22 protein-coding genes are annotated in these 19,871 nt (G+C 61.0%); 8 read left to right on the top strand and 14 right to left on the bottom strand.

Annotated features, from left to right (window positions below; genetic code table 11):
- Positions 1-21: 21 nt before the first annotated feature.
- Positions 22-876 (bottom strand): LysR family transcriptional regulator, encoded by an 855-nt coding sequence (locus AC07NR_RS16940; RefSeq protein WP_495079008.1) that lies wholly within the window; start codon positions 874-876, stop codon positions 22-24.
- An 88-nt stretch (positions 877-964) separates the two neighbouring features.
- Between AC07NR_RS16940 and AC07NR_RS16935 the strand changes: the two genes are divergently transcribed.
- Complete coding sequence (locus AC07NR_RS16935) at positions 965-1,402, top strand: multidrug/biocide efflux PACE transporter (protein WP_495079007.1); 438 nt, start codon at positions 965-967, stop codon at positions 1,400-1,402.
- A gap of 59 nt (positions 1,403-1,461) precedes the next feature.
- Here AC07NR_RS16935 and AC07NR_RS16930 read toward each other — a convergent pair whose 3' ends face one another.
- Entirely contained in the window at positions 1,462-2,217 is a 756-nt protein-coding gene (locus AC07NR_RS16930) for an SDR family NAD(P)-dependent oxidoreductase (RefSeq protein WP_114884982.1), read from the bottom strand.
- A 120-nt stretch (positions 2,218-2,337) separates the two neighbouring features.
- Between AC07NR_RS16930 and AC07NR_RS16925 the strand changes: the two genes are divergently transcribed.
- Positions 2,338-3,234, top strand: coding sequence for a LysR family transcriptional regulator (locus AC07NR_RS16925; protein WP_495079006.1), 897 nt, complete (start codon positions 2,338-2,340; stop codon positions 3,232-3,234).
- Between the two features lie 53 nt (positions 3,235-3,287).
- Here AC07NR_RS16925 and AC07NR_RS16920 read toward each other — a convergent pair whose 3' ends face one another.
- Together AC07NR_RS16920 and AC07NR_RS16915 are read right to left on the bottom strand one after the other, a co-directional pair.
- A complete protein-coding gene (locus AC07NR_RS16920) occupies positions 3,288-4,901 on the bottom strand; it encodes an inorganic phosphate transporter (RefSeq protein ID WP_134827847.1) in 1,614 nt (537 codons plus the stop codon).
- Between the two features lie 108 nt (positions 4,902-5,009).
- Positions 5,010-6,032 (bottom strand): transporter, encoded by a 1,023-nt coding sequence (locus AC07NR_RS16915; RefSeq protein WP_305833414.1) that lies wholly within the window; start codon positions 6,030-6,032, stop codon positions 5,010-5,012.
- 276 nt (positions 6,033-6,308) lie between these two features.
- Here AC07NR_RS16915 and AC07NR_RS16910 point away from each other — a divergent pair, with 276 nt between their 5' ends.
- Both AC07NR_RS16910 and AC07NR_RS16905 read left to right on the top strand, forming a co-directional pair.
- Positions 6,309-7,931 carry a methyl-accepting chemotaxis protein gene (locus tag AC07NR_RS16910; RefSeq protein ID WP_495079005.1) on the top strand — a complete coding sequence of 541 codons (1,623 nt, stop codon included), beginning with the start codon at positions 6,309-6,311 and terminating at the stop codon, positions 7,929-7,931.
- Between the two features lie 112 nt (positions 7,932-8,043).
- Positions 8,044-8,487, top strand: coding sequence for a hypothetical protein (locus AC07NR_RS16905; RefSeq protein ID WP_495079004.1), 444 nt, complete (start codon positions 8,044-8,046; stop codon positions 8,485-8,487).
- 60 nt (positions 8,488-8,547) lie between these two features.
- Here AC07NR_RS16905 and AC07NR_RS16900 read toward each other — a convergent pair whose 3' ends face one another.
- On the bottom strand, positions 8,548-8,853 hold the full coding sequence (locus tag AC07NR_RS16900) for a PepSY domain-containing protein (protein ID WP_065259299.1): 306 nt from the start codon (positions 8,851-8,853) through the stop codon (positions 8,548-8,550).
- Between the two features lie 153 nt (positions 8,854-9,006).
- Between AC07NR_RS16900 and AC07NR_RS16895 the strand changes: the two genes are divergently transcribed.
- Complete coding sequence (locus AC07NR_RS16895; RefSeq protein WP_495079003.1) at positions 9,007-9,885, top strand: sterol desaturase family protein; 879 nt, start codon at positions 9,007-9,009, stop codon at positions 9,883-9,885.
- 1 nt (position 9,886) lies between these two features.
- Here the strand turns inward: AC07NR_RS16895 and AC07NR_RS16890 are convergent, their stop codons facing one another.
- Positions 9,887-10,570, bottom strand: coding sequence for a helix-turn-helix domain-containing protein (locus tag AC07NR_RS16890; RefSeq protein WP_305833411.1), 684 nt, complete (start codon positions 10,568-10,570; stop codon positions 9,887-9,889).
- Positions 10,570-11,697, bottom strand: a complete 1,128-nt coding sequence (locus AC07NR_RS16885; protein ID WP_495079002.1) for a glycerophosphodiester phosphodiesterase — start codon at positions 11,695-11,697, stop codon at positions 10,570-10,572. Before AC07NR_RS16885 ends, AC07NR_RS16890 begins: the two co-directional genes overlap by 1 nt.
- Before the next feature lie 215 nt (positions 11,698-11,912).
- On the opposite strand from AC07NR_RS16885, the gene AC07NR_RS16880 reads away from it, so the two are divergent.
- Positions 11,913-12,239, top strand: a complete 327-nt coding sequence (locus AC07NR_RS16880; RefSeq protein ID WP_495079001.1) for a DUF2025 family protein — start codon at positions 11,913-11,915, stop codon at positions 12,237-12,239.
- 62 nt (positions 12,240-12,301) lie between these two features.
- Here the strand turns inward: AC07NR_RS16880 and AC07NR_RS16875 are convergent, their stop codons facing one another.
- Positions 12,302-12,616: an antibiotic biosynthesis monooxygenase family protein gene (locus tag AC07NR_RS16875; RefSeq protein WP_305833410.1), complete on the bottom strand. Its 315-nt coding sequence runs from the start codon at positions 12,614-12,616 to the stop codon at positions 12,302-12,304.
- On the bottom strand, positions 12,613-13,320 hold the full coding sequence (locus AC07NR_RS16870; RefSeq protein ID WP_305833409.1) for a CTP synthase C-terminal region-related (seleno)protein: 708 nt from the start codon (positions 13,318-13,320) through the stop codon (positions 12,613-12,615). The genes AC07NR_RS16875 and AC07NR_RS16870 overlap by 4 nt, the downstream gene beginning before the upstream one ends.
- Positions 13,321-13,335: 15 nt before the next feature.
- Between AC07NR_RS16870 and AC07NR_RS16865 the strand changes: the two genes are divergently transcribed.
- Complete coding sequence (locus tag AC07NR_RS16865) at positions 13,336-14,277, top strand: LysR family transcriptional regulator (protein ID WP_495079000.1); 942 nt, start codon at positions 13,336-13,338, stop codon at positions 14,275-14,277.
- Here the strand turns inward: AC07NR_RS16865 and AC07NR_RS16860 are convergent, their stop codons facing one another.
- The 4 genes from AC07NR_RS16860 to AC07NR_RS16845 form a co-directional block, all read right to left on the bottom strand.
- Positions 14,278-14,808: a DUF1003 domain-containing protein gene (locus AC07NR_RS16860; RefSeq protein ID WP_495078999.1), complete on the bottom strand. Its 531-nt coding sequence runs from the start codon at positions 14,806-14,808 to the stop codon at positions 14,278-14,280. It lies immediately after the preceding gene.
- 60 nt (positions 14,809-14,868) lie between these two features.
- A complete protein-coding gene (locus tag AC07NR_RS16855; RefSeq protein WP_192552220.1) occupies positions 14,869-16,188 on the bottom strand; it encodes a methyl-accepting chemotaxis protein in 1,320 nt (439 codons plus the stop codon).
- Between the two features lie 184 nt (positions 16,189-16,372).
- Positions 16,373-17,425, bottom strand: a complete 1,053-nt coding sequence (locus AC07NR_RS16850; RefSeq protein ID WP_495079203.1) for a diguanylate cyclase — start codon at positions 17,423-17,425, stop codon at positions 16,373-16,375.
- A 145-nt stretch (positions 17,426-17,570) separates the two neighbouring features.
- A complete protein-coding gene (locus AC07NR_RS16845; RefSeq protein ID WP_085709705.1) occupies positions 17,571-18,179 on the bottom strand; it encodes a TetR/AcrR family transcriptional regulator in 609 nt (202 codons plus the stop codon).
- 215 nt (positions 18,180-18,394) lie between these two features.
- Between AC07NR_RS16845 and AC07NR_RS16840 the strand changes: the two genes are divergently transcribed.
- A complete protein-coding gene (locus tag AC07NR_RS16840) occupies positions 18,395-19,447 on the top strand; it encodes an MBL fold metallo-hydrolase (protein WP_495078998.1) in 1,053 nt (350 codons plus the stop codon).
- 37 nt (positions 19,448-19,484) lie between these two features.
- On the opposite strand, the gene AC07NR_RS16835 is transcribed toward AC07NR_RS16840, so the two are convergent.
- Positions 19,485-19,796: a helix-turn-helix domain-containing protein gene (locus AC07NR_RS16835; RefSeq protein WP_495078997.1), complete on the bottom strand. Its 312-nt coding sequence runs from the start codon at positions 19,794-19,796 to the stop codon at positions 19,485-19,487.
- Positions 19,797-19,871: the final 75 nt, after the last annotated feature.

Raw genomic sequence — 19,871 nt, 5'->3', positions numbered from 1 at the left:
TGCTAGCGATTGAGGGCACCGCTATTCCAGCATCTTGCTCAGCAACCAGCTCCCCGCCGGCCCCGGCGGGTACAGCCGCGACCACAACGCGTCGACGAACACCGGTTTTGGCCAGCCGCGCACGTTCAGTTCCACCAGCGAGTCATTGCCGAAATGCTCCACCAGCCAGCGCGGCAGTGGTGCCCAGCCGAAGCCTTTCTGGGCCATCTCCAGCAGCATCAGATAACTCGGCGCCGACCACACCCGGCCTTTGCCGCGACTGTCATAGGGATTGACGATGGTGGCCAGACGCAGCTCGCGATGCTGTTCAAGGACTGTTTGATCGACGGATTCCAGCGCTGCCAACGGATGGTTTCGGCCGACGAACAGGGCGATTTCAGTACGCTCGGCGACGGTCGCGGTCGCCAGATCCGGCGGGTAGTTGTCCTGCATCTCGGCGAATGCCAGATGCGCCCGACCGCGTTGCACCAGTTCGATCAGGTCATCGCACTCGGCGATCAGGCATTCCAGCTCCAGATCCGGGTAGCGCTGCTCGAAGCCCACCAATGCGGCTTCGAAACGATCGGACTGATAAGTGTCGGAAATCGCCACCGTGAGTTTCGGCTCGACGCCTTGAGCCAATTGCCGGGCGGTCATTTCCAGACGGCTGGTGGCGGACAGAATCGCCTCGGCCCGTTGCAGCATCACGTGGCCGGCCGGGGTCAGGGTCGGTTTGCGGCTGCTGCGGTCGAACAGCACCAGGTCCAGGTCGATTTCCAGACTGGCCACCGCCGCACTCACCGTCGACTGACTGCGCCCAAGTTTGCGCGCCGCCGCTGAAAATGAGCCTTGAGTCGCCGCTTGGACAAACGCCAGTAACACTTCCTGAGAAGCCATGAACTATCGCCTTGATCGATGGTTATTGGTTATGAAGTATCGGTATGGTGCGGGATCATGGCAACCATCTTCACAGAGGACTTCGGCCATGACTGCCAACAAATCCATCACTGAACGTATCTTCCAGGCCATCGGTTTCGAACTGCTGGCGATCCTGATCTGTACGCCGTTGCTGGCGTGGATCATGGGCAAACCGCTGGTCGAAATGGGCGCCGTCACCATTGCTATCGCGTTGCTGGCCCTGGGCTGGAACGTGGTGTTCAACGGCTTCTTCGACCGCATGCTCAAGCGCTGGAACATCGCTCACAACGCCTGGGTGCGAGTGGCGCACGCGCTGCTGTTCGAGGGCGGGCTGATCGTGATGGGCGTGCCGCTGATTGCCTGGTGGCTGTCGGTCAGTCTGTGGCAGGCGTTCCTGCTCGACATCGGCGTGCTGCTGTTCTTCCTGCCGTACACCTACATCTACCACTGGGGTTATGACGTGGTGCGCGAGCGACTGGTGATGCGCAGTCTCTGCCAGAGCTGAAAACAAAAAATCGCAGCCCTCACAGGCTGCGATTTTTTTTGTCCGGATTTTGTTCGGGCTTAGAGAAACATCCCGCCCGACGCTTCAATCCGCTGACCGTTGATCCATTGCGCCCCCGGCGACAGCAACAACGCCAGTGCGCCGCCAATGTCATCCGGCTGACCGGCACGGCCCAGCGCCGTGTTGCTGGCGACCATGGCGTTCAACGCCGAATTGTCGCGCACCGCGCCGCCGCCGAAGTCGGTTTCGATGGCGCCGGGTGCCAGGATATTCACGGCGATCTGCCGCGCACCCAGTTCCTTGGCCTGATAACGGGTCAGCACTTCCATCGCGCCTTTCATCGCCGCATAGGCCGCATAACCCGGCAGGGTGAAACGGGCCAGACCGCTGGAGATGTTGATGATTCTCCCGCCATCGTTGATCAGCGGCAGCAGTTGCTGAGTCAGGAAGAACGGCCCTTTCAACTGCACGTTCATCAGCAGGTCGAACTGCTCCGGCGTGGTGTCGGCGAAGGAGGCATGTACGCCAATCCCGGCGTTGTTGATCAGGAAATCGAAGCGCGGCTGTCCGAGTTGTTGCAGTGCCTGTTCGACCCGCACGGCGAACTCGGCAAAACCTTCGCTGCGGCCGACGTCCAGTTGCAGCATCACGGCATTGGCGCCGAGTGTTTTCAGTTCTTCGACCAGCGATTGCGCTTCATCGGCGCGGCTGTTGTAGGTGCCGATGATGTCCACGCCTTGCGCGGCGAGGTGCAGGGCGGCGTTCTTGCCGAGGCCACGGCTGGCGCCGGTGATCAATGCGATTTTGCGGTTCATGGGATTTCCTCGAGAGCAGTGACGGTTGATGCAGCAAAGTTTATTTATCCGCTGTGGGGTGATAAACAGACTGAAACCGGAATCACTGGTCGGTCATGCCGAACAATCAACAGGTGGCCCATGAACAAACTGGAATTGCTGCGCACCTTCGTCCGGGTCAGCGAATTGTCGAGTTTCACGATGGCAGGGGAGAGTCTGGGGCTGCCGCGTTCGACGGTGTCCGAGCAGGTGCAGGCGCTGGAAGCCCTGCTCGGCACACGCCTGTTGCAACGCACCACGCGCCGGGTGCAGGCGACTCAGGACGGCCTCGCGCTGTATGAGCGCAGCAAGGATCTGCTGTCGCACATGGACGAAATCGAGAACCTGTTCCGTCAGGACGAAGCGTCGCTGACCGGACGGATCCGGGTCGATATGCCGAACATTCTGTCGCGGCGGCTGATCATGCCGAAGCTGCCGGAATTCATGGCCCGGCATCCGAACCTGGAACTGGAAATCAGCAGCACCGATCGCCGGGTCGACTTGCTCGCCGAAGGCTTCGATTGCGTGGTGCGCATCGGTGCGCAGCCCGATCAGTCGGTGGTGGCGCGGCATCTGGGGGACTTCAGCATGATCAACTGCGCCAGCCCTGCGTATCTCGAGCGTTACGGCGTGCCGCAGACGCTTGAGGATCTGGCGCAGCATCGGCTGGTGCATTACGTCGGTGTGCTGGGTTCGCGTTCGGAAGGGTTTGTTTACGAGCAGGACGGGCAGGTCCATCGCATACCGATGGCCGGCAGCGTGACGGTGAACAGCACCGATGCCTATGAGTCGGCGTGTCTTGGGGGATTTGGCCTGATCCAGGTGCCGCGTACCGGGATGAATACCTATCTGGACACCGGTGAGGTGGTGACGGTACTGCCGCAATACACCGCGCCGGCGATGGGCATTTCACTGCTGTACGCGAGGCAGCGGCATCTGCCGTTGCGGGTGCGGGTGTTCATGGACTGGCTGGGGGATTTGATCCGCTCGACGCTCTGATTTCCGCCGCAAATCCCTGTGGGAGCAAAGGCTCTCACAGGGATTCGGATCGATCAGAAGATCTGGGTGAACAGCCAATACAGACTGCCCGACAGCAGAATCGCCGCCGGCAACGTCAGCACCCACGCCATCAGCAGATTGCGGATGGTCTTCATCTGCAGGCCGCCACCGTTGGCGACCATGGTCCCGGCCACGCCCGAAGACAACACATGAGTGGTCGACACCGGCAGGCCGAACATGTCGGCGGCGCCGATGGTCAGCATCGCCACGGTTTCCGCCGACGCGCCCTGGGCGTAGGTCAGGTGGGTCTTGCCGATCTTCTCGCCGACCGTGACCACGATCCGTTTCCAGCCGACCATGGTGCCCAGCCCCAACGCAATCGCCACGGCGATCTTCACCCACAGCGGAATGAACCGCGTGGCGTTGTCGATCTGCTGCTTGAATAATTGCAGTTTGCCGGTGGTGTCGGCGTCGAAGGTGCCGACCTTGTTCTTGTCCATCAGGCGAATGGTTTCGCTGGCCAGGTACATGTCGTTACGCACGTTGCCCATGGCCTCGGCCGGGACTTTCGACAGCGAACCGTAGCCTTTCACTTCTTCACCGATATGGCCGGTCAGCGCGGCGAGGGCCGGGATCAGTTGCGGCGTGGCTTCCTTGCTGCGCACGTAATCCGAAAGCACCGGACGCGGATCGGCCGGGGCCGGCAGCGGGGCGCTTTTCACCAGCGCCTGCTGGGTGACTTCGGCCACCGCCGCGAACTGCAGCGTTTGATCGGCAGGCATGGTGCGGTTCAGCGCGTAGGCCATCGGCAAGGTGCCGACCAGAATCAGCATGATCAGGCCCATGCCTTTCTGGCCGTCGTTGGAACCGTGGGCGAAGGACACACCGGTGCAGGTGGCGATCAGCAGACCGCGAATCCACCACGGCGGCGGGGTGTTGCCTTCCGGGGCCTTGTACAGCGAACGATTCTTCACGAACGCACGCAGCGCCAGCAGCAACAGCGCCGCGCAACCGAAACCCACCAGCGGCGACAGCAGCAACGCGTAACCGATTTTGGTCGCCTGGGCCCAGTCCACGCCGCTGGTGCCGTCGCGACCGTGCATCAGGGCATTCGCCACGCCAACGCCGATGATCGAACCGATCAGCGTGTGCGACGACGAGGCCGGCAGGCCCAGCCACCAGGTGCCGAGGTTCCACAGAATCGCGGCGATCAGCAGGGCGAAGATCATCGCGAAACCGGCGGACGAGCCGACCTGCAGAATCAGTTCCACCGGCAACAGCGCGATGATGCCGAACGCCACTGCACCGCTCGAAAGCAACACACCGAGGAAGTTGAAGAAACCCGACCAGACCACGGCCACATTCGGCGGCAGCGAGTGGGTGTAGATCACCGTGGCCACAGCGTTGGCGGTGTCGTGGAAACCGTTGACGAACTCAAAGCCCAGCGCAATCAGCAGTGCCACGCCGAGCAGCAGGAACGGCGTCCAGGTGGTGACCACCGTGCCGAGTTCGTGCATGTCGTGCATCAGGCTGTAGGCCGTAAACAGCATTCCCATGGCCAGTACGGCGAAGAACACCACGTAAGTGAAGGGGCCGGTTTTCTTGTCGAGCGCCGGCCTGCCGCTGGAAGCGGGGGCCGGGCTGGCGGTCAGGGAGGGAGTAGCCATGGGAGGACAATCCTGAGCGAGGGAAGGAGTGTCGCCCATGATCGTTGCTAAATATTACAGAGAGACTGCGGCAGATCAGTGTTCGGTGGATTAGCCGCGCCGCCGGTCCTAATAATCCCCGCGTTTGCGAAACGCCCAGCGCCCGGCAATCACGGTGAACGTGGCCACCAGCGCCACCAGAATCCAGAACCCTTCCGGATCGGTGGCCAGCGGCACGCCGCCGACGTTCATGCCGAAGAAGCCGGCGATGATGTTGATCGGCAGCGCCAGCACCGTGACCACGGTCAGGGTGAACAGCGTGCGGTTGCTCTGCTCGTTGAGGTTGGCGGCGATCTCTTCCTGCAACAGCTTGATCCGCTCGCCGAGGGCTGTAAGGTCGTTGATGATCAGCGCAAACTCCTCGGTGGACTTGCGCAGCTCCTTCACGTCTTCCTTCTGCAACCAGGGCGGCGGCCGGTTGAGCAGGCGCAGCAGCGAGCCCGGCTCCAGCGCCAGCAGCCGTTGCAGGCGCACCAGCACCCGACGGTTGGCGCCGAGTTCGGCACGGTTGGTCGACAGCCGCGAGGACAGCAACTCGTCCTCGACCTGATCGACGCTCATACTGGTCTTGCGCACGATCTGCGTCAGGACTTCGCCCTGGTCGCGCAGCAGGTGCACGAGCAATTCCGACGGCGAGCGAAAGCACTCGCCGGCCTTCACCGACGAACGCAGTTTGTCCACCGAGTGCAGCGGTTGCAGGCGCGCACTGACGATCAGTTTGCTGCGCACGCAGACCCACAGCGTCGACACGTCCGACGACACCATGCTGCTGAGGTTGAACACCACGTCGTTGACCACCGCCAGCAACGCCGAATCGACATGCTCGATGCGGGTCGAGCGCGAACCCTCGTGCAGCGCCTCGAAAAATTCCTGGGGCAATTGCAGATGACTTTTCATCCAGCGCTCGCACGCGGCATGTGCGAGGTTCAGGTGCAGCCAGAGGAATTCGTCGCTGTCGCTGTCGTCCTGCAGGCAGCGCAGGGCAGTCGCCGAATCCACTTCGCGCCCGCGCTCGCCCGGGCGAAAACGGAAGCCGTAAAGCAGGCCAAACAGATCAGGATCGCGATGGCTGATATCCAGGCTGTGGTTCATGAAGTCTCGCTGCAAGAAAGGCGTCTGTTGCGGGATTTGCAGATTCACCTGAGCCGCATCATTGCAATGCAGTGTGACGTTTTGGTGACGGTGAAATGACGTCAAAATCAATGCCTTACCGGCGGTCGGAATTTTCTCAAGAAGTGCTCTGGCACGCCGATCACGCATGAGTTAGGTTGCGCGCCTTCGGCCATGAGCCAAGGTCCGCCGACACGGATGTCCGGCCACAATTCACGCCTAGTCGGGCGTGCCTCATCCCTGTCCCGAGTACCTGCGATGCTGCAAAAATCCCTGAGAGCGCAAATTCTCGCCCTGCTGAGCGGCAGCCTGCTGGCGATGCTGTTGATCGCGCTGGCCTGCTTTCATTTCCTGTCCAACGGCGTGCAAAGCTACAGCCAGTTGATCGCCGGTCCCTTGCACACCTCGCAACTGATCGACGAAGCCAACCTGCAATTCAAGGTGCAGGTCCAGGAGTGGAAAAACGTCCTGCTGCGCGGCAAGCAACCGGCAGATCTGGCCAAGTACTGGGGCCAGTTCGAAGACCGTCAGCGCGATGTGCAGAACATCCTCGGTGAACTGGCCAACCAGAAAGGCCTCGAGCCTTCGCTGAAAACCCGCATCGAACGTCTGCGTGAAGAACATCGCCTGCTCGGCAGCGCGTACCAGAAAGGTCGCGATGCCTACGTAGCCGCCGGTGCCGATCCGACGGCGGGCGACGTGGCGGTCAAAGGCGTTGACCGCGCCGCCAGTGACCAGATGAGCGAGCTGGTGGCCGAGCTGCGCAAGCAGGGCACCGAGCAGTCGGCACTGATCAGCGCCAGCGCCGATCGCACCGTGATGCTGGGGATTCTGGTGATGCTCGCGTCCGGTCTGTTGATCGGTCTGCTGAGCCTGTGGCTGGTCAACCGCAACCTGGTCGAACCGATCCGCAAACTCATCGACTACGTCACTCAGTTGAGCAAGGGCCGTCTGGTCGAGCGTGTGGCCAGCGACCGTCAGGACGAACTGGGCAATCTGGCCGCCGCGGCCAACACACTGCGCGATTTCCTCGCCGAAACCTTCAACCATCTGCAGCGCAGCGCCAAGGATCTGGACAGTGCCAGCGGCGAGTTGAACGCCATCGCCACCGTGATGGCCGGCGGCACCAACGAGCAGTTCAACCGCACCGATCAGGTGGCCACGGCAATGAACGAAATGTCCGCCACCGCTCAGGAAGTCGCCCGTCATGCGGCCGATGCGGCGCGCGCTGCCGACGATGCCGACCAGTCCGCCCAGCAGGGCGAGAAAGTCATGCAGAGCACCATCCACAGCATCACCCAGATGCGCGGCGAAATCGCCAACACCGCCACGGTGATCCGTCGTCTGGAAGCCGACAGCGGGCGCATCGGCAAGGTGCTGGAAGTGATTCGCGGCATCGCCGAGCAGACCAACCTGCTGGCGCTCAACGCGGCCATCGAAGCGGCCCGTGCCGGTGAAGCCGGGCGTGGTTTTGCGGTGGTGGCCGACGAAGTACGTAACTTGGCGCAGCGTACGGCGGAGTCGATCATCGAGATCAACCAGATCATCCAGAGCGTGCAGACCGGCGCGGTGGATGCGGCCCTCGCCATCGACAGCGGCCAGACCCGCAGCGATGAAAGCGTCGAGCAAGTGACTCAGGCCGGCGCCATGCTCGAGCGCATCACCCATGCGGTGGAAGCGATTCGCGACATGAACCGCCAGATCGCCACCGCCGCCGAAGAGCAGACCTCGGTCGCCGAAGACATCTCGCGCAACCTGACCGAGATCACCTCGATCGCCAGCACTAACCTCGACAACGTGCAGCGCACCGAAAGCGCCAGCCAGAACCTGCACGGCCTCTCCGGCCAACTCAACGACGTCACCGCTCGCCTGAGCGTCTGACCCGCCAGCGACTGTGTACCGGCCCGGTTACCGAGTCGGTACACAGTCGATCTCAATTTCATGTGTGCATCGCCGATGGCCGGTTATTCATAACCGTCATTGGAGATTTCCCATGGTCAGCATCACGTCTGTTTCGATCAATCAGACCGTCACCACACCTACCAGCAAAACCTCGATTGCCGACACGGGCGACGATACATCGACCACAGCAGCGGCCAGTACCGGTGTGAAGGCTGACACCAGCAAAGTGGCGGCGGGCGGCGGTGCTGCACCATCGGGGGACAGCAGCTCCAGCAGCGATGAATCGGATACGGTAAAAGAGCTGCGCAAGCAGATCGCCGAGCTGCAAAAGCAATTGCAGGAACAACAACAGGCGCTGCAAGCGGCTCAGGCGAAGCAGGAAAGCCAGGACGCCAAGGCTGCGGATGTTGCGGCTGCGCAATCGCAGATCGCGACGACGTCCGCTTCGTTGCAGACGGCGACGGCGGCGTTGTTGGCGGCGTTGCAGCAATCTGATTCGAGTACGTCGGGGGCGTTGGTCAGTACTTCTGCATAAGTCGCAGACACAAAAAAGCCGCACGATCCGAAAATCGTGCGGCTTTTTCGTATGGGGCAATCAGTGATCCTGCTTGTTGCTCAGGACCTTGCCTGTTGCTGCATCCAGATCCACGTCCCATTCCTTGCCATCGGCAGTACGCAGTTCGACTTCGTACTCATAGCCGTTGAAATGGTTGTCCAGGTCGGTGTCGACGATGGTCGCGCCCGGGTGCAGGGCCAGGGCAATCTTGTTCAGCTCTTCCAGTGGCTTGATCTTGCCGGATTTGACCAGCTCAGGGATCTGATCGACACGAACGTCAGCCTGGGCCAGGCCAGCGGTGAGGGTCAGGGCGGCAGCGGTAAACAGGGCAGTCAGGGTTTTCATCGGTTATTCCTTTGGGTGATTCGTTCAAGTGAGTTCAGGTTAGTCACCGCAACTTAATTCACCCTTAAAAATCGCCGCCGGTGTTTGCGTCGTTTGTTCAATCGCCGTTCGCGGGCAACTTTCATGCTCGGCCTTCGATCAAGGGAGGTGGACATGAAACGCATTTTTTCGTGGTTGTACGCGCCGTTGTTTTGGCTTGGATTTATTGGCGGTGGGATTGGGTTGGCGGGGTATTCGCTGCTGTGGTTGATGCCGTTGTTTGGTTTGGCATTGGCGGTGTCGTTCGCCGCCGAATGGGTGCTGCCGTATGAAGTGAACTGGAATCGCCCGGCCGGTGATCGTCGTCGCGACATGCTGCACGCGCTGGTCAACGAAGCGCTGAACGCCATCGGCCTGTTGGCATTGCCGGGGCTGGTGACGCTGCTGGCGATTGACGGTGCTTGGCCGTCGAACTGGCCGTTGTGGCTGCAAGTCGGCCTGGCGATTTTCATCGCCGATGCGGGCGTGAGCCTGATGCATTACGCCAGCCACCGGGTGCCGTGGATGTGGCGGTTGCACGCGATTCATCACAGCGTCGAGCGGCTCTACGGGTTCAACGGTTTGATGAAGCATCCACTGCATCAATTGCTGGAAGCGACGGCGGGATTGTTGCTGTTGCTGGTGCTGGGCATTCCTTCCGAGGTGGCGGTGTTGCTGGCGTTCGCCATTGCGATCCAGTTGTTGCTGCAGCATTCGAATGTGGACATGCGCGTCGGCCCGTTGCGCTGGATTTTCGCCTGGGCGCCGCTGCATCGCTTTCATCACATGAAGTACGGGCGCGCCGGTGACGTCAATTTCGGGCTGTTCTTTACCTTGTGGGACTGGCTGCTGGGAACCGGTTTTTACACTGAGCAATACCGGATCGGCGAGGGCGACCTGGGCATCGGCAGTCGTCCGGATTTTCCGCGTGACTATGTGGCGCAGTTGCTCGATCCATTCGAACCGGCAACGCTGGGCAAGGAACCGAAAGTGCCGGACGGCTTGCGACGTTGACTCAGTCCAGCAAGCGCAATTCGATGTGCTGCAACGCCTGACGCGCAGTGACGCCGAAGAGTTTTTTCAGGCTGCGGGAGAAGTGCGCCGAGTCGGCAAACCCGGCGGCGTGGGCGGCGTCGGTCACCGGACTGCCGGCGATTATTGAAGCCATCGCCAGTCGCAATCGTCGCCACAACACAAGTCGCCGCACCGGCAAACCGACCTGGCTGACGAACAATCGCTGCAACTGACTCATGGACACGTGCGCAGCATCGGCCACGGCACTGGCGGCGACTTTGCTCGACAGTGAGGCATCGACAGTGGCGAGGGCGCGTTCGATTCGCGGGTCATTCAGCGGGCGTCGTGGGCATTGGCCAATGGCGTGATCCAATGCCGACATCGACAGCTCACTGTCGAACAGCGCGTCGCGCAGCACTTGGGCGTCAAACCGCAACGGTTCGGCATACACGGTGAACACGGGATCCGGCGCCTCGACAATCGCATGGCGAATCTGGGACGTAATCACCAGTCGGGAAGTGGTGACGGGGTTGTCCTCGACCAGCACAGTCACTGGCCGGTCAGGCGCAAGAATCAGTTGATGCGCATAGTGGGAGTGGGGCGCAGTGCGCCCCGACATCCCGTGGATCAGGCCATGGTCGTGCCCCAGCCAGAGGCGGCCTGTCCACGGGGTGTCCGGTTGCATCAGAAACCGTTGTTCTTCAACACCTGATCCACACTGGCGGCGGCCGGGCGTTTGTAGAACTTCAGCAGTTCGCTGGCGCGGTTGGTGAAGATGCCGTCGACGCCGGCAGCCATGACTTTCTCGTAGTCCACCGGCTCATCGACGGTGTAGACGTGCACCAGCAGGCCCTTGTCGTGGGTGTACTTGTTCATCCATGGCTGCACCAGATCCGAATAGCTCTGATCGCCGCCTTGGGTCAGCTTGGCCGAAGGACCGGTGCCGATGGCGCCCTGGGCCTTGGCGTAGTCGATCCATTGCTTGAATTCAGCTTCGGATTTCGGCTCTTGCTTGCCGTAGAAAACGTTCTTGTCCTTCTCGCCGGACTCGGCAAAGGTCACCTTGGATTTCGGCTCGATGCTGCCTTCGCCGACCCACAGCAACAGGATCTTCGGCACCTGCGGCATTTCCTTTTGCAGCAGTTCGAGGCTGTTTTTCTCGAAGGTCTGCAGGATCACCTTGCCGTTGCTTTCGCCGACGCTGGCGACGTTTTTCGCCGGTTTGGCGCCGGCCGGAATCAGCAGGCCGCGGGCCTGGAGTTTTTCCTTCAGGTCATGCTCGATACCCGGGAACAGTTGCGGTTCCTTGGTTTCGATGTACAGGCCCGGCTTGTGCTGCGGGTTGGCCTGGGCGATGTCGATGATTTCGTCCAGGGTCAGAATCTGCAGGCCGACGTAGGAAGGACGCGCGCGATCCGGGTAGGCTTTGTTGTACCAGCTGCCGGCGTCGAGGGTTTTCAGTTCGGCCATGGTGAAGGCGTTGGCCGGGCTGTCCTTGCGATCCGGGAACTTGGTGGCGACGTCGGTGGTGCGTTGCAGGTTGTTGTCGTGCAGGGCGAACAGCACGCCGTCCTTGCTGCGCTGCAGGTCCATTTCCAGGTAGTCGGCGCCGAGGTCCCGGGCCAGTTTGTAGGAGGCTGCGGTGGATTCCGGTGCGTCGAAAGAGGCGCCACGGTGGGCGATCACCGCCGGGTGCGGAATGCCCTCGGAGGCAGCGAGTGCAACAGGGCTTGGCTGGGCGGCGGCATGGGCCTGGCCGAGGCCGAGCATCAGGCTCAGCAGCAGAGCGCTTTTGGTAAACGTGGCGGGCATGTCGAGGTCCTTTCGCAGGTATTTTCGAAGATGTCCCTTTTAGCAACTCAAACGAAAACGTGCTATCGCAAGACCGACATAAACGTACTGAAAGCGAAAATTTCCGCACTTTTGTGCGTTTGTTTGCAGTACGCTTGGCCACGGCAACCACCCCGGCAGAGGGTGTGCCTCAATGCCCTGCGTGTAAACCTTCGATCACTCTTGTGAGGTTTACCATGCGCATCACATCCCAACTCATCTGCCAGGCGGCCGACGACCTCAAGGGCTTTGTCGGCCTCAACCGCAAGACCGGCCAGTACATCGTACGTTTCAGCGAAGATTCGTTCGGCATGGAGGTGGCCGATGACGGCATCATTCCCGCCAGCGAATTCGTCTGGGCCCCCGCGACGGAACAGACCATGACGCTGAAGCGCGAGCTGATCCAGTTGCTGCTCGATCAGCACATCGACGACCGGATCAACATCACCGAACCGTTGCGCGTTTATATGAGCAAGCGTGAAGTGCCGGAGATTGAGGCGGTGCGCAGTCTGGTGAAGGACTGAGGCTTTTCGGTAATTCATTTGCCGCCATCGCCGGTCTGCTGGTGATGGCGGCCGATCAGCCCTCACTTTCCGAACCGATACTCCCGCTCAACCCGACACACCCGCGTATGAAACGCCGAATACCACTCGGCCCGCCCACGCGCCTGAATCACCCGGTGCTCCGGGTGCTCGCGCCAGGCCAGAATCGCCGCCTCGCTCTCCCAATACGAAATCGTAATCCCCATCCCGTCCGCGCCCCGGATCGAATCGATGCCGAGAAACCCCGGTTGCCCGGCCACCAATTGCATCATGTGCTCGGACGCCTCGGCGTAGCCGTTGTCGCCTTCGGTGCGGGTCGAGGTGAAAATCACGGCGAAACACTCAGTGTCCGGTTTCATCGAGGTTGCTCCGCGCAGGCTTCGACAAACGCGCGCACCAATGGCGGCAATTGCCCTTTGAGTGCGGCACGTTCTGGCTGAAACAACGTCGCGACAAAGAACACATGGTTTTTCAGTTCGATGGCGCGCAGATCGCCTGCCGAATCGTGGCCCACGGCGTGCAGGTCATGGGTCAGCAATTCCCGTTCGAACTGCGGATTCACACCAAAACGGCAGCGATAGCCTTCACGGATCTCGGACGTTTCGTACGCCTTGGCGATCAACGAACCGGACACCAGATGAATGCTGTCCACCGCTTCCACCAGTGAGCAGGTCAGTGGCGAGAGCACCGCGCGGCTGGAATCGGGTGAGGTTTCGCCGTGCTCGGCATCGGCCCAGCCCAATACGTTGCGGGAAAACTCCAGCACCGCATGTTGAAAACCGCCGCAGGTGCCGAGGAACGGTCGCTGCTGTTCGCGAGCAAAACGGATGGCCCGCAGCGCGCCAGCTTCACTTTTGTAAGGGCTGGCCGGGACGCACCAGAAACCGTCGAAGCCGTCGAGCGGTGTGTCGAGGTGAATCCGGTCTGTGGCCAGCCACTCGAAATCCACGGGTCGGCGAATGTGTTCTGCCGCCATGCCGAGGGCAACGGGGATGGCTTGATGGGCGGTGACTTGTGGATCGTAGTCACCGATCAGGGCGATGCGCAGGGCTCTGGATTCCATGAGTACTCGCTGTGCTTGTTGAGGGATGACGCTCACTATAGATTGGCGTTCACGCACTCAATATGGGCGTTTCCCCAAGTGATTAATGCAGCGACGCACTATCGACTCGACTTCCCGGATCTGGCGCTGATTCTCGCTCTGGTGCGCGGCGGCTCGCTGGCCCGGGCCTCGCAGCTGCTGAAGGTCGATGTGTCGACCGTGTTCCGCGCCGTGCGCCGACTGGAAGCCGCACTCGGTCAGCAACTGTTCGAAAAAAGCCGCGCCGGCTACCTGCCCACCAGCCTTGCGCAGACCCTGGCGGAGCAGGCCGAACGCGCCGAGCAGGCACTGGAAGCGGCGCGCATCGGTGTGGAGCAGGGTGGTGAAGTGGTCAGCGGCACGGTGCGCCTGACCTGTACCGATTCGGTGCTGCAAGGTCTGCTGCTGCCGGCGCTGGAGCAGTTCATGCCGAACTACCCGGCGCTGACCATCGAGCTGAGCACCTCCAATGATTTCGCCAACCTCAGCCGCCGCGATGCCGACATCGCCCTGCGCCTGACACGCACACCACCGGAGCATCTGGTCGGACGGGAACTGGCGAAGATTTCCTACCGGGTCTGTGCCAGTGAGCGTTATCTGCAAAACATCGATGCATCCGATCTGATCGCCATGACCTGGATCGCCCCGGACGATTTCCTGCCCGATCACCCGACCGTGGTCTGGCGCCGCCAGCACTTGCCCGGCGTGACACCGGGCTATCGCTGCAACAGCATGCTGTCGGTGACGGAACTGGTGCGTGCCGGGCTCGGCGTCGCGGCGTTGCCGGACTTTCTGATCACCGAAGGTCTGCAAGCCTTGAGCGAACCGCTGCACGGCTACGACACCGCACTGTGGCTGCTGACCCGGCCGGACTGCCGCGCGTTGCGCTCGGTGGTCACGCTGTTCGATGAACTGGGGCGGGCGCTGCGTTTGCCGTGATCAGGCCTGCGGGTTCTGGCGCATGTGATCGTGCAGCTCGCGGGTCAGGCCTTCGATGCGCTCGGTGAGGTTCTTGGTCATTTCGGTGAGCCGGGTGTTCTGCTCCAGCAGCTCCAGCAACTGCGCGGTGTTCTTCGCGGCCTGGACCTGACGCTCGGAATTGGCCACGGCCAGGGCTTCCCGGTGCTGCGCGTCGGCGTCCGATTGCGCTTTGTCCCGCGCGGCCTGACGGGTCTGGGCCAGCAGAATCAGCGGTGCGGCATAGGCCGATTGCAGGCTGAACGCCAGGTTCAACAGGATGAACGGATAGACGTCGAAGGTCGTGACGCCAAACATGTTCAGGCAAACCCACAGCACCACGATCAGGGTTTGCGCGCCAAGAAAGGTCGGCGTACCGAAGAATCGCGCAAACGCCTCGGCGCGCAGGGCGAACTTGTCGTTGCCGAAGGTTGTGTTGAGGTGGGCGTGAGGGCGGTGGAAGCGCAGGTGATCGACAGACGCGGCGGGGGATTCGTTTTTTTCGGTGGTCATGACGGACTCGGCAGGGCTTGGGACGTTGAATCACTATAGCCCTGCGTCGCCCGTGTCGGCCTATCCGGGCGCACGCTCGTTGGCGAACATGCTCACCGCGTCCACGGCTTCGCTGGCGCCATCGCGAATCTGCAGAATCACCGTCCCCGCCTGATCCGCCAGCTCGACGCCTTGGGCCGCGCGACCACGGGTGCCATCCATGCTTTTGATGGCCTGACGGGTTTCGCTCTGGATCAGGCCGATCATGTTGGAAATCTCCGCCGTCGAACCGCTGGTGCGGGCCGCCAGTTGCCGCACTTCATCGGCCACCACCGCAAAACCACGTCCTTGCTCACCAGCCCGCGCCGCCTCGATTGCCGCGTTGAGCGCCAGCAGGTTGGTCTGGTCGGCAATCGCACGGATGGTGTTGACGATGGCGGTGATCTGCTCGGAGCGCTCGCCGAGCTGGGCAATCAGGGTCGACGACTCGGCGATGTCATCGGCAATTTCGCGCATTTCGCTGGCCGCTTGCTGAATGACTTGTGTGCCTTGCTCGGCGACTTTTCGGGTGGCGACCGAGATGTGATAAGCGGCGCTGGCGCTGCGGGCATCCTGCTCGTGCTGCTCGACCCGGGCGGTGACGTCCGAGGCGAATTTCACCACTTTGCACAGGCGCCCGGCGGCGTCGTACACCGGGTTGTAATTGGCTTCCAGCCAGACAGTTCGCCCGTGTTTGTCGATGCGCTCGAACTGCCCGTGGAAAAACTCGCCCTGATTGAGCCGGCGCCAGAAGTCCTGGTAGGCGCTGCTGTTGACCAGATGTGCGGGGCAGAACAAACGGTGATGTTTGCCCTTGAGTTCGGCCTGGGTGTAGCCCATGCGCGTCAGAAAATTCTGATTGGCTGTAAGAATGTTGCCGTCGAGATCGAACTCGATCACCGCCATGGCCCGGTCGATGGCCTGCAATTTGGCGTTGGCTTCGCTTTCCTGCTGCACCTTGGCGGTGACGTCCATGGCGTACTTGACCACTTTCACCACGCGGCCCGACGCATCCTTGATGGGGTTGTAACTGGCTTCGAGCCAGATCGGCCGGCCCTGGCTGTCGACGCGCTCGAAGGTGCCGGACTGGAACTGACCGTTTTTCAACTTCGACCAAAGCTCGGTGTACTGGCTGCTGCGAGCAAATTCGGGTGGGCAGAACTGGCGGTGGGACTGACCGATCACCTGTTCGGCCTTGTAGCCCGTGGTCTTCAGGAAATTGTCGTTGGCGCGCAGGACCACGGCGTCGAGATCGAACTCGATCACCGCCATGGAGCGGTCGATGGCTTCGAGCAAACCGGATTGCTCGGTGATGGTGTGTTGCAGGTCAGCGATGACGGACTGATGGCGATTGAAAAACATGCGGGGTGCGCTCCGGAAATAGGGCTGAGGTGTTGTCCCTGTTCCTGCGCTGGCCGGCCGAACGAGCTGACGACATTGGGCAATGACCACTAAAGTGCCAGCATCCAGGCTGGCGATCTGATCTTATACAAACTTATTAAACTTGTACAAGAAAGTGCGGTGTCACTTTGTCGTACAAATCCTGTCAGGCATTGGAGCGGCTCAGCGCGACGCTGATCGTGTTGCGGCCCGTATGTTTGGCGGTGTACAGCGCCTTGTCGGCATCATCCAGCCAGTGCAGCGCATCCGGGTAGGTCGGGTGAAAACGTGCCAGCCCGATACTCAGACTGACCCGCAACTCCGGCACATCGGGATGACGGTATTGGTGCAGGGACTGGCGCAGTTGCTCCATCAGCGTTTCGGCTCTGCTCAGCGGCAGATTGGGCAGGATCACGCAGAATTCGTCGCCGCCGTAACGCCCGGCCAGTTCACTTTCAGTCAGCAAGGACTTGAGTTCGCGGCTGAGTTGCTGGAGCACCGCATCGCCGACGATGTGCCCGTAGCTGTCGTTGATCACCTTGAAGTGATCGACGTCGATCAGCGCGAGGGTGGCCTGGCTGTTGTGTTCGCGGCACTGCTGGAACTTGAGGTGCAGCAGGTCTTTCCAGGCACCGTGGTTGAGCAGACCGGTCAGACTGTCAGTGCGGCTCAGGGCACTCAAGGTGCGTTTGTGTTCGGCGAGTTTGATCGCCAGCCGATAACAGACCATGCCCAGTGCCAGCGGATAAAGAGTGAGCATCGGCAGGCACGCCCAGACCTGGGTCTGCGTTGCCGTCAGGGTGAATTTGACCCCGAACAGCGACCAGCCCAGCAGCACGCCGATCAACTGGGCGAGGGCGCCGAGCAGGAACAGACGTCGGCCGCCGGCGGCGACGTTGTTCATGGTCATCATCGACAGAATGGTCACGGTGACCAGCGGGTTGAACTGGAAACATGCCGTCCAGAAACCGCCAAACACCGAGTCATAAAGCAGATTGCGGCGCTCGGCGCGGTAGGGGAAAGCCGAGCGGGTCGACCATTGATAGGCGACGTGGGGCCAGAGAAAACCGTTGAACAGCAGAATTGCCCAGAGCCACGCCGGCACATTCAATGGATACAGCGCGGCGCCGACGCTGAAGAAACCGATCCCCAATCCAATGGCACGTGGCAAATAGATACGTCTGGCGAATGACAAGCCTTTGCCGCGTTGGTTTTCCATGATGTTCTTCGCCAGATTCATTCTGAAACACTTTGCAGTGTAATTCTTCAGAGCGACCGTTCATCGGTCAATGACAGACATTGTCATTTATTCCAGCGGGAAAATTCAGTGTCCTTGTGAGCCATTTACGCGGCGCAGACGTGATCTAGAGCTGATAGCAGGCCAGGAACATGTCCAGTGCCGAATCGACCACGGCATTTTGCGTGGCGCTGTCGAGCGAGGGCTGGCCCATGGAAATCTGCGGCCAGAAGGCGAAGGATTTGAGCAGCCCCTGCACCTGATGCGCGGCGAACTCCGGATCGACCGCTTTCAACCGGCCATCTGCCTGAGCGGCGCGGATCCACACGGTCACGCTTTCCTCACGTTCGCCCATGCGCGCCACCATGTTCTGCGCACGCTCGGGCGAGTGGATCGCGGCGGCTATGGCGACCCGGGCCAGATCCATGAAATTGTCGTCCGCCATCATCTGCAGTTTGGCCAGCAGCATCGTTCGCAGTTGATCGCGCAAGGGTTGGTCGGGTTGATACGACACGGCTTGCTCGGTGCTGATCCGTGCCCACAACTGGTTGAGAATTTCGGCGAACAGCTCTTCTTTGCTGGGAAAATGGTTGTACACCGTGCGCTTCGACACCCCGGCGGTGGCCGCGATTTTGTCCATGCTGGTGACCTCGAAACCGTTGGCACGGAATTCGGAAATGGCCGCCAGGATGATGGCTTCGCGTTTGCGGTCGGTGAGGCGCGTTGGAGCTGTCATAAATTCGATTCGGCAGGAAAAAAGAGGAAATTACACTCGGCAGTTTACTTGTCATCCGGATTCATGCAACCTAGAAAGTACACCGATCAGTGTAATGTTGCGTTAATCGGTGCAACCTAAAACCAGATGTCCGGCTGATGCGTGCGTGCCTTGGCCATTTATCGTCCCACCGTGGAAAACCGTGAATTGCGCGGTTTTTCTGGAGTCATTCAGTCATGGCCAAATCAATTTCTTCCGCGGTCAGTCCTGTACCTGAAGCTTCGCGCCAGGCCGAAGGGACGTTCCGCAACCACGCGCCGGTGCAGCGCGAAGGAGTGCGCAAGATGCTGCGCATCATGTGGAACATGATCTTCCACAAACCGCGCAATACCCGACCTGCGTCGGCCATTCCCGTACAGCCACTGACCCGCGCCGACCTGATCGCCGCGCCCAATCACAGCGTCTATCGCCTCGGTCACTCGACCCTGCTGCTGAAGCTGCAGGACAAGTTCTGGATCACCGACCCGGTATTCGCCGAGCGCGCTTCGCCGGTGCAATGGGCCGGCCCGAAACGCTTCCACCAGCCACCGATCAGCATCGACGAGTTGCCACCGATCGAAGCGGTGATCCTGTCGCACAACCACTACGATCACCTCGACTACGAAGCGGTGTTGAAACTGGCAGACAAGGTCAACGTGTTCCTCACCCCTCTGGGTGTCGGTGACACGCTGGTCAAATGGGGCATCGATGCCAGCAAGATCCGCCAGTTCGACTGGTGGCAGGGCACCGAAGTCGCCGGCATCCGCTTCATCGCCACCCCGTCGCAGCACTTCTCCGGCCGTGGCCTGTTTGATGGCAACCAGACCCTATGGGCTTCGTGGGTGATCATCGACGGTGACACACGGATTTTCTTCAGCGGCGACAGCGGCTACTTCGACGGCTTCAAACGCATCGGCGAACAGTTCGGCCCGTTCGACCTGACCCTGATGGAAACCGGTGCCTACAACGTCGAATGGCCCCACGTGCACATGCAACCGGAAGAAACCCTGCAAGCCCACATCGACCTCAAGGGCCGCTGGCTGTTTCCGATCCACAACGGCACGTTCGATCTGGCGATGCATGCGTGGCATGAACCGTTTGACCGCATTCTGGCACTGGCCTGGGAGCGCAGTGTTTCCATTACCACCCCGCAAATGGGCGAGGCGTTCAACCTGGCACAACCGCAACGCGGGAATGCGTGGTGGCTGGCGGTTGAAGGGGAGAGTGAGGCGGTGGTGCAGGGGGCCTGAACACTGATACAGGTTCGCCTCCATGAGGCGAACCGGATCACTCCGCCATCGCATAATCCCCACGCACCGATTCAACTGTCGAACCACTGCTTGTCGAGCGCCCCGGCGCAAACCCCGGAAAGAACACCAACCCCTGCGCTTCAAACCGATACGTCAACGCCAGCCGCGCCGAATCCGCCACGTCCTGCTGCGCTTCGAACCGCTGGATGTCGTCTACCGAAACCCCTGCCTCCCGCGACAGTTGTTCCACGCTCCAGCCCAACATCCCTCGGGCCTGGACGCAATGAGTCGGGGTGAACTGGAAAAGGGCGATACGTTCGAGGATGAGGTTCATCGCTGAAGAGGCCATGGTGTGCTCCGGGCTCGAGAGTGCTGATGGAAAATGTACTGTGTTTTTGTACAGTTGTTTTCGGCCGGGATCAAA

The organism is Pseudomonas sp. GW821-FHT09C09 (assembly GCF_059418105.1).
Note: the sequence above shows the minus strand (reverse complement) of the source record. Positions and strands in the feature narration are given on the sequence as shown.

Excerpts from the sequence above, each read along its gene's own strand:
- AC07NR_RS16940 (WP_495079008.1), bottom strand. The coding sequence starts at position 876 with ATGGCTTCTCAGGAAGTGTTACTGGCGTTTGTCCAAGCGGCGACTCAA.
- AC07NR_RS16935 (WP_495079007.1), top strand. The coding sequence starts at position 965 with ATGACTGCCAACAAATCCATCACTGAACGTATCTTCCAGGCCATCGGT.
- AC07NR_RS16930 (WP_114884982.1), bottom strand. The coding sequence starts at position 2,217 with ATGAACCGCAAAATCGCATTGATCACCGGCGCCAGCCGTGGCCTCGGC.
- AC07NR_RS16925 (WP_495079006.1), top strand. The coding sequence starts at position 2,338 with ATGAACAAACTGGAATTGCTGCGCACCTTCGTCCGGGTCAGCGAATTG.
- AC07NR_RS16920 (WP_134827847.1), bottom strand. The coding sequence starts at position 4,901 with ATGGCTACTCCCTCCCTGACCGCCAGCCCGGCCCCCGCTTCCAGCGGC.
- AC07NR_RS16915 (WP_305833414.1), bottom strand. The coding sequence starts at position 6,032 with ATGAACCACAGCCTGGATATCAGCCATCGCGATCCTGATCTGTTTGGC.
- AC07NR_RS16910 (WP_495079005.1), top strand. The coding sequence starts at position 6,309 with ATGCTGCAAAAATCCCTGAGAGCGCAAATTCTCGCCCTGCTGAGCGGC.
- AC07NR_RS16905 (WP_495079004.1), top strand. The coding sequence starts at position 8,044 with ATGGTCAGCATCACGTCTGTTTCGATCAATCAGACCGTCACCACACCT.
- AC07NR_RS16900 (WP_065259299.1), bottom strand. The coding sequence starts at position 8,853 with ATGAAAACCCTGACTGCCCTGTTTACCGCTGCCGCCCTGACCCTCACC.
- AC07NR_RS16895 (WP_495079003.1), top strand. The coding sequence starts at position 9,007 with ATGAAACGCATTTTTTCGTGGTTGTACGCGCCGTTGTTTTGGCTTGGA.
- AC07NR_RS16890 (WP_305833411.1), bottom strand. The coding sequence starts at position 10,570 with ATGCAACCGGACACCCCGTGGACAGGCCGCCTCTGGCTGGGGCACGAC.
- AC07NR_RS16885 (WP_495079002.1), bottom strand. The coding sequence starts at position 11,697 with ATGCCCGCCACGTTTACCAAAAGCGCTCTGCTGCTGAGCCTGATGCTC.
- AC07NR_RS16880 (WP_495079001.1), top strand. The coding sequence starts at position 11,913 with ATGCGCATCACATCCCAACTCATCTGCCAGGCGGCCGACGACCTCAAG.
- AC07NR_RS16875 (WP_305833410.1), bottom strand. The coding sequence starts at position 12,616 with ATGAAACCGGACACTGAGTGTTTCGCCGTGATTTTCACCTCGACCCGC.
- AC07NR_RS16870 (WP_305833409.1), bottom strand. The coding sequence starts at position 13,320 with ATGGAATCCAGAGCCCTGCGCATCGCCCTGATCGGTGACTACGATCCA.
- AC07NR_RS16860 (WP_495078999.1), bottom strand. The coding sequence starts at position 14,808 with ATGACCACCGAAAAAAACGAATCCCCCGCCGCGTCTGTCGATCACCTG.
- AC07NR_RS16855 (WP_192552220.1), bottom strand. The coding sequence starts at position 16,188 with ATGTTTTTCAATCGCCATCAGTCCGTCATCGCTGACCTGCAACACACC.
- AC07NR_RS16850 (WP_495079203.1), bottom strand. The coding sequence starts at position 17,425 with ATGGAAAACCAACGCGGCAAAGGCTTGTCATTCGCCAGACGTATCTAT.
- AC07NR_RS16845 (WP_085709705.1), bottom strand. The coding sequence starts at position 18,179 with ATGACAGCTCCAACGCGCCTCACCGACCGCAAACGCGAAGCCATCATC.
- AC07NR_RS16840 (WP_495078998.1), top strand. The coding sequence starts at position 18,395 with ATGGCCAAATCAATTTCTTCCGCGGTCAGTCCTGTACCTGAAGCTTCG.
- AC07NR_RS16835 (WP_495078997.1), bottom strand. The coding sequence starts at position 19,796 with ATGGCCTCTTCAGCGATGAACCTCATCCTCGAACGTATCGCCCTTTTC.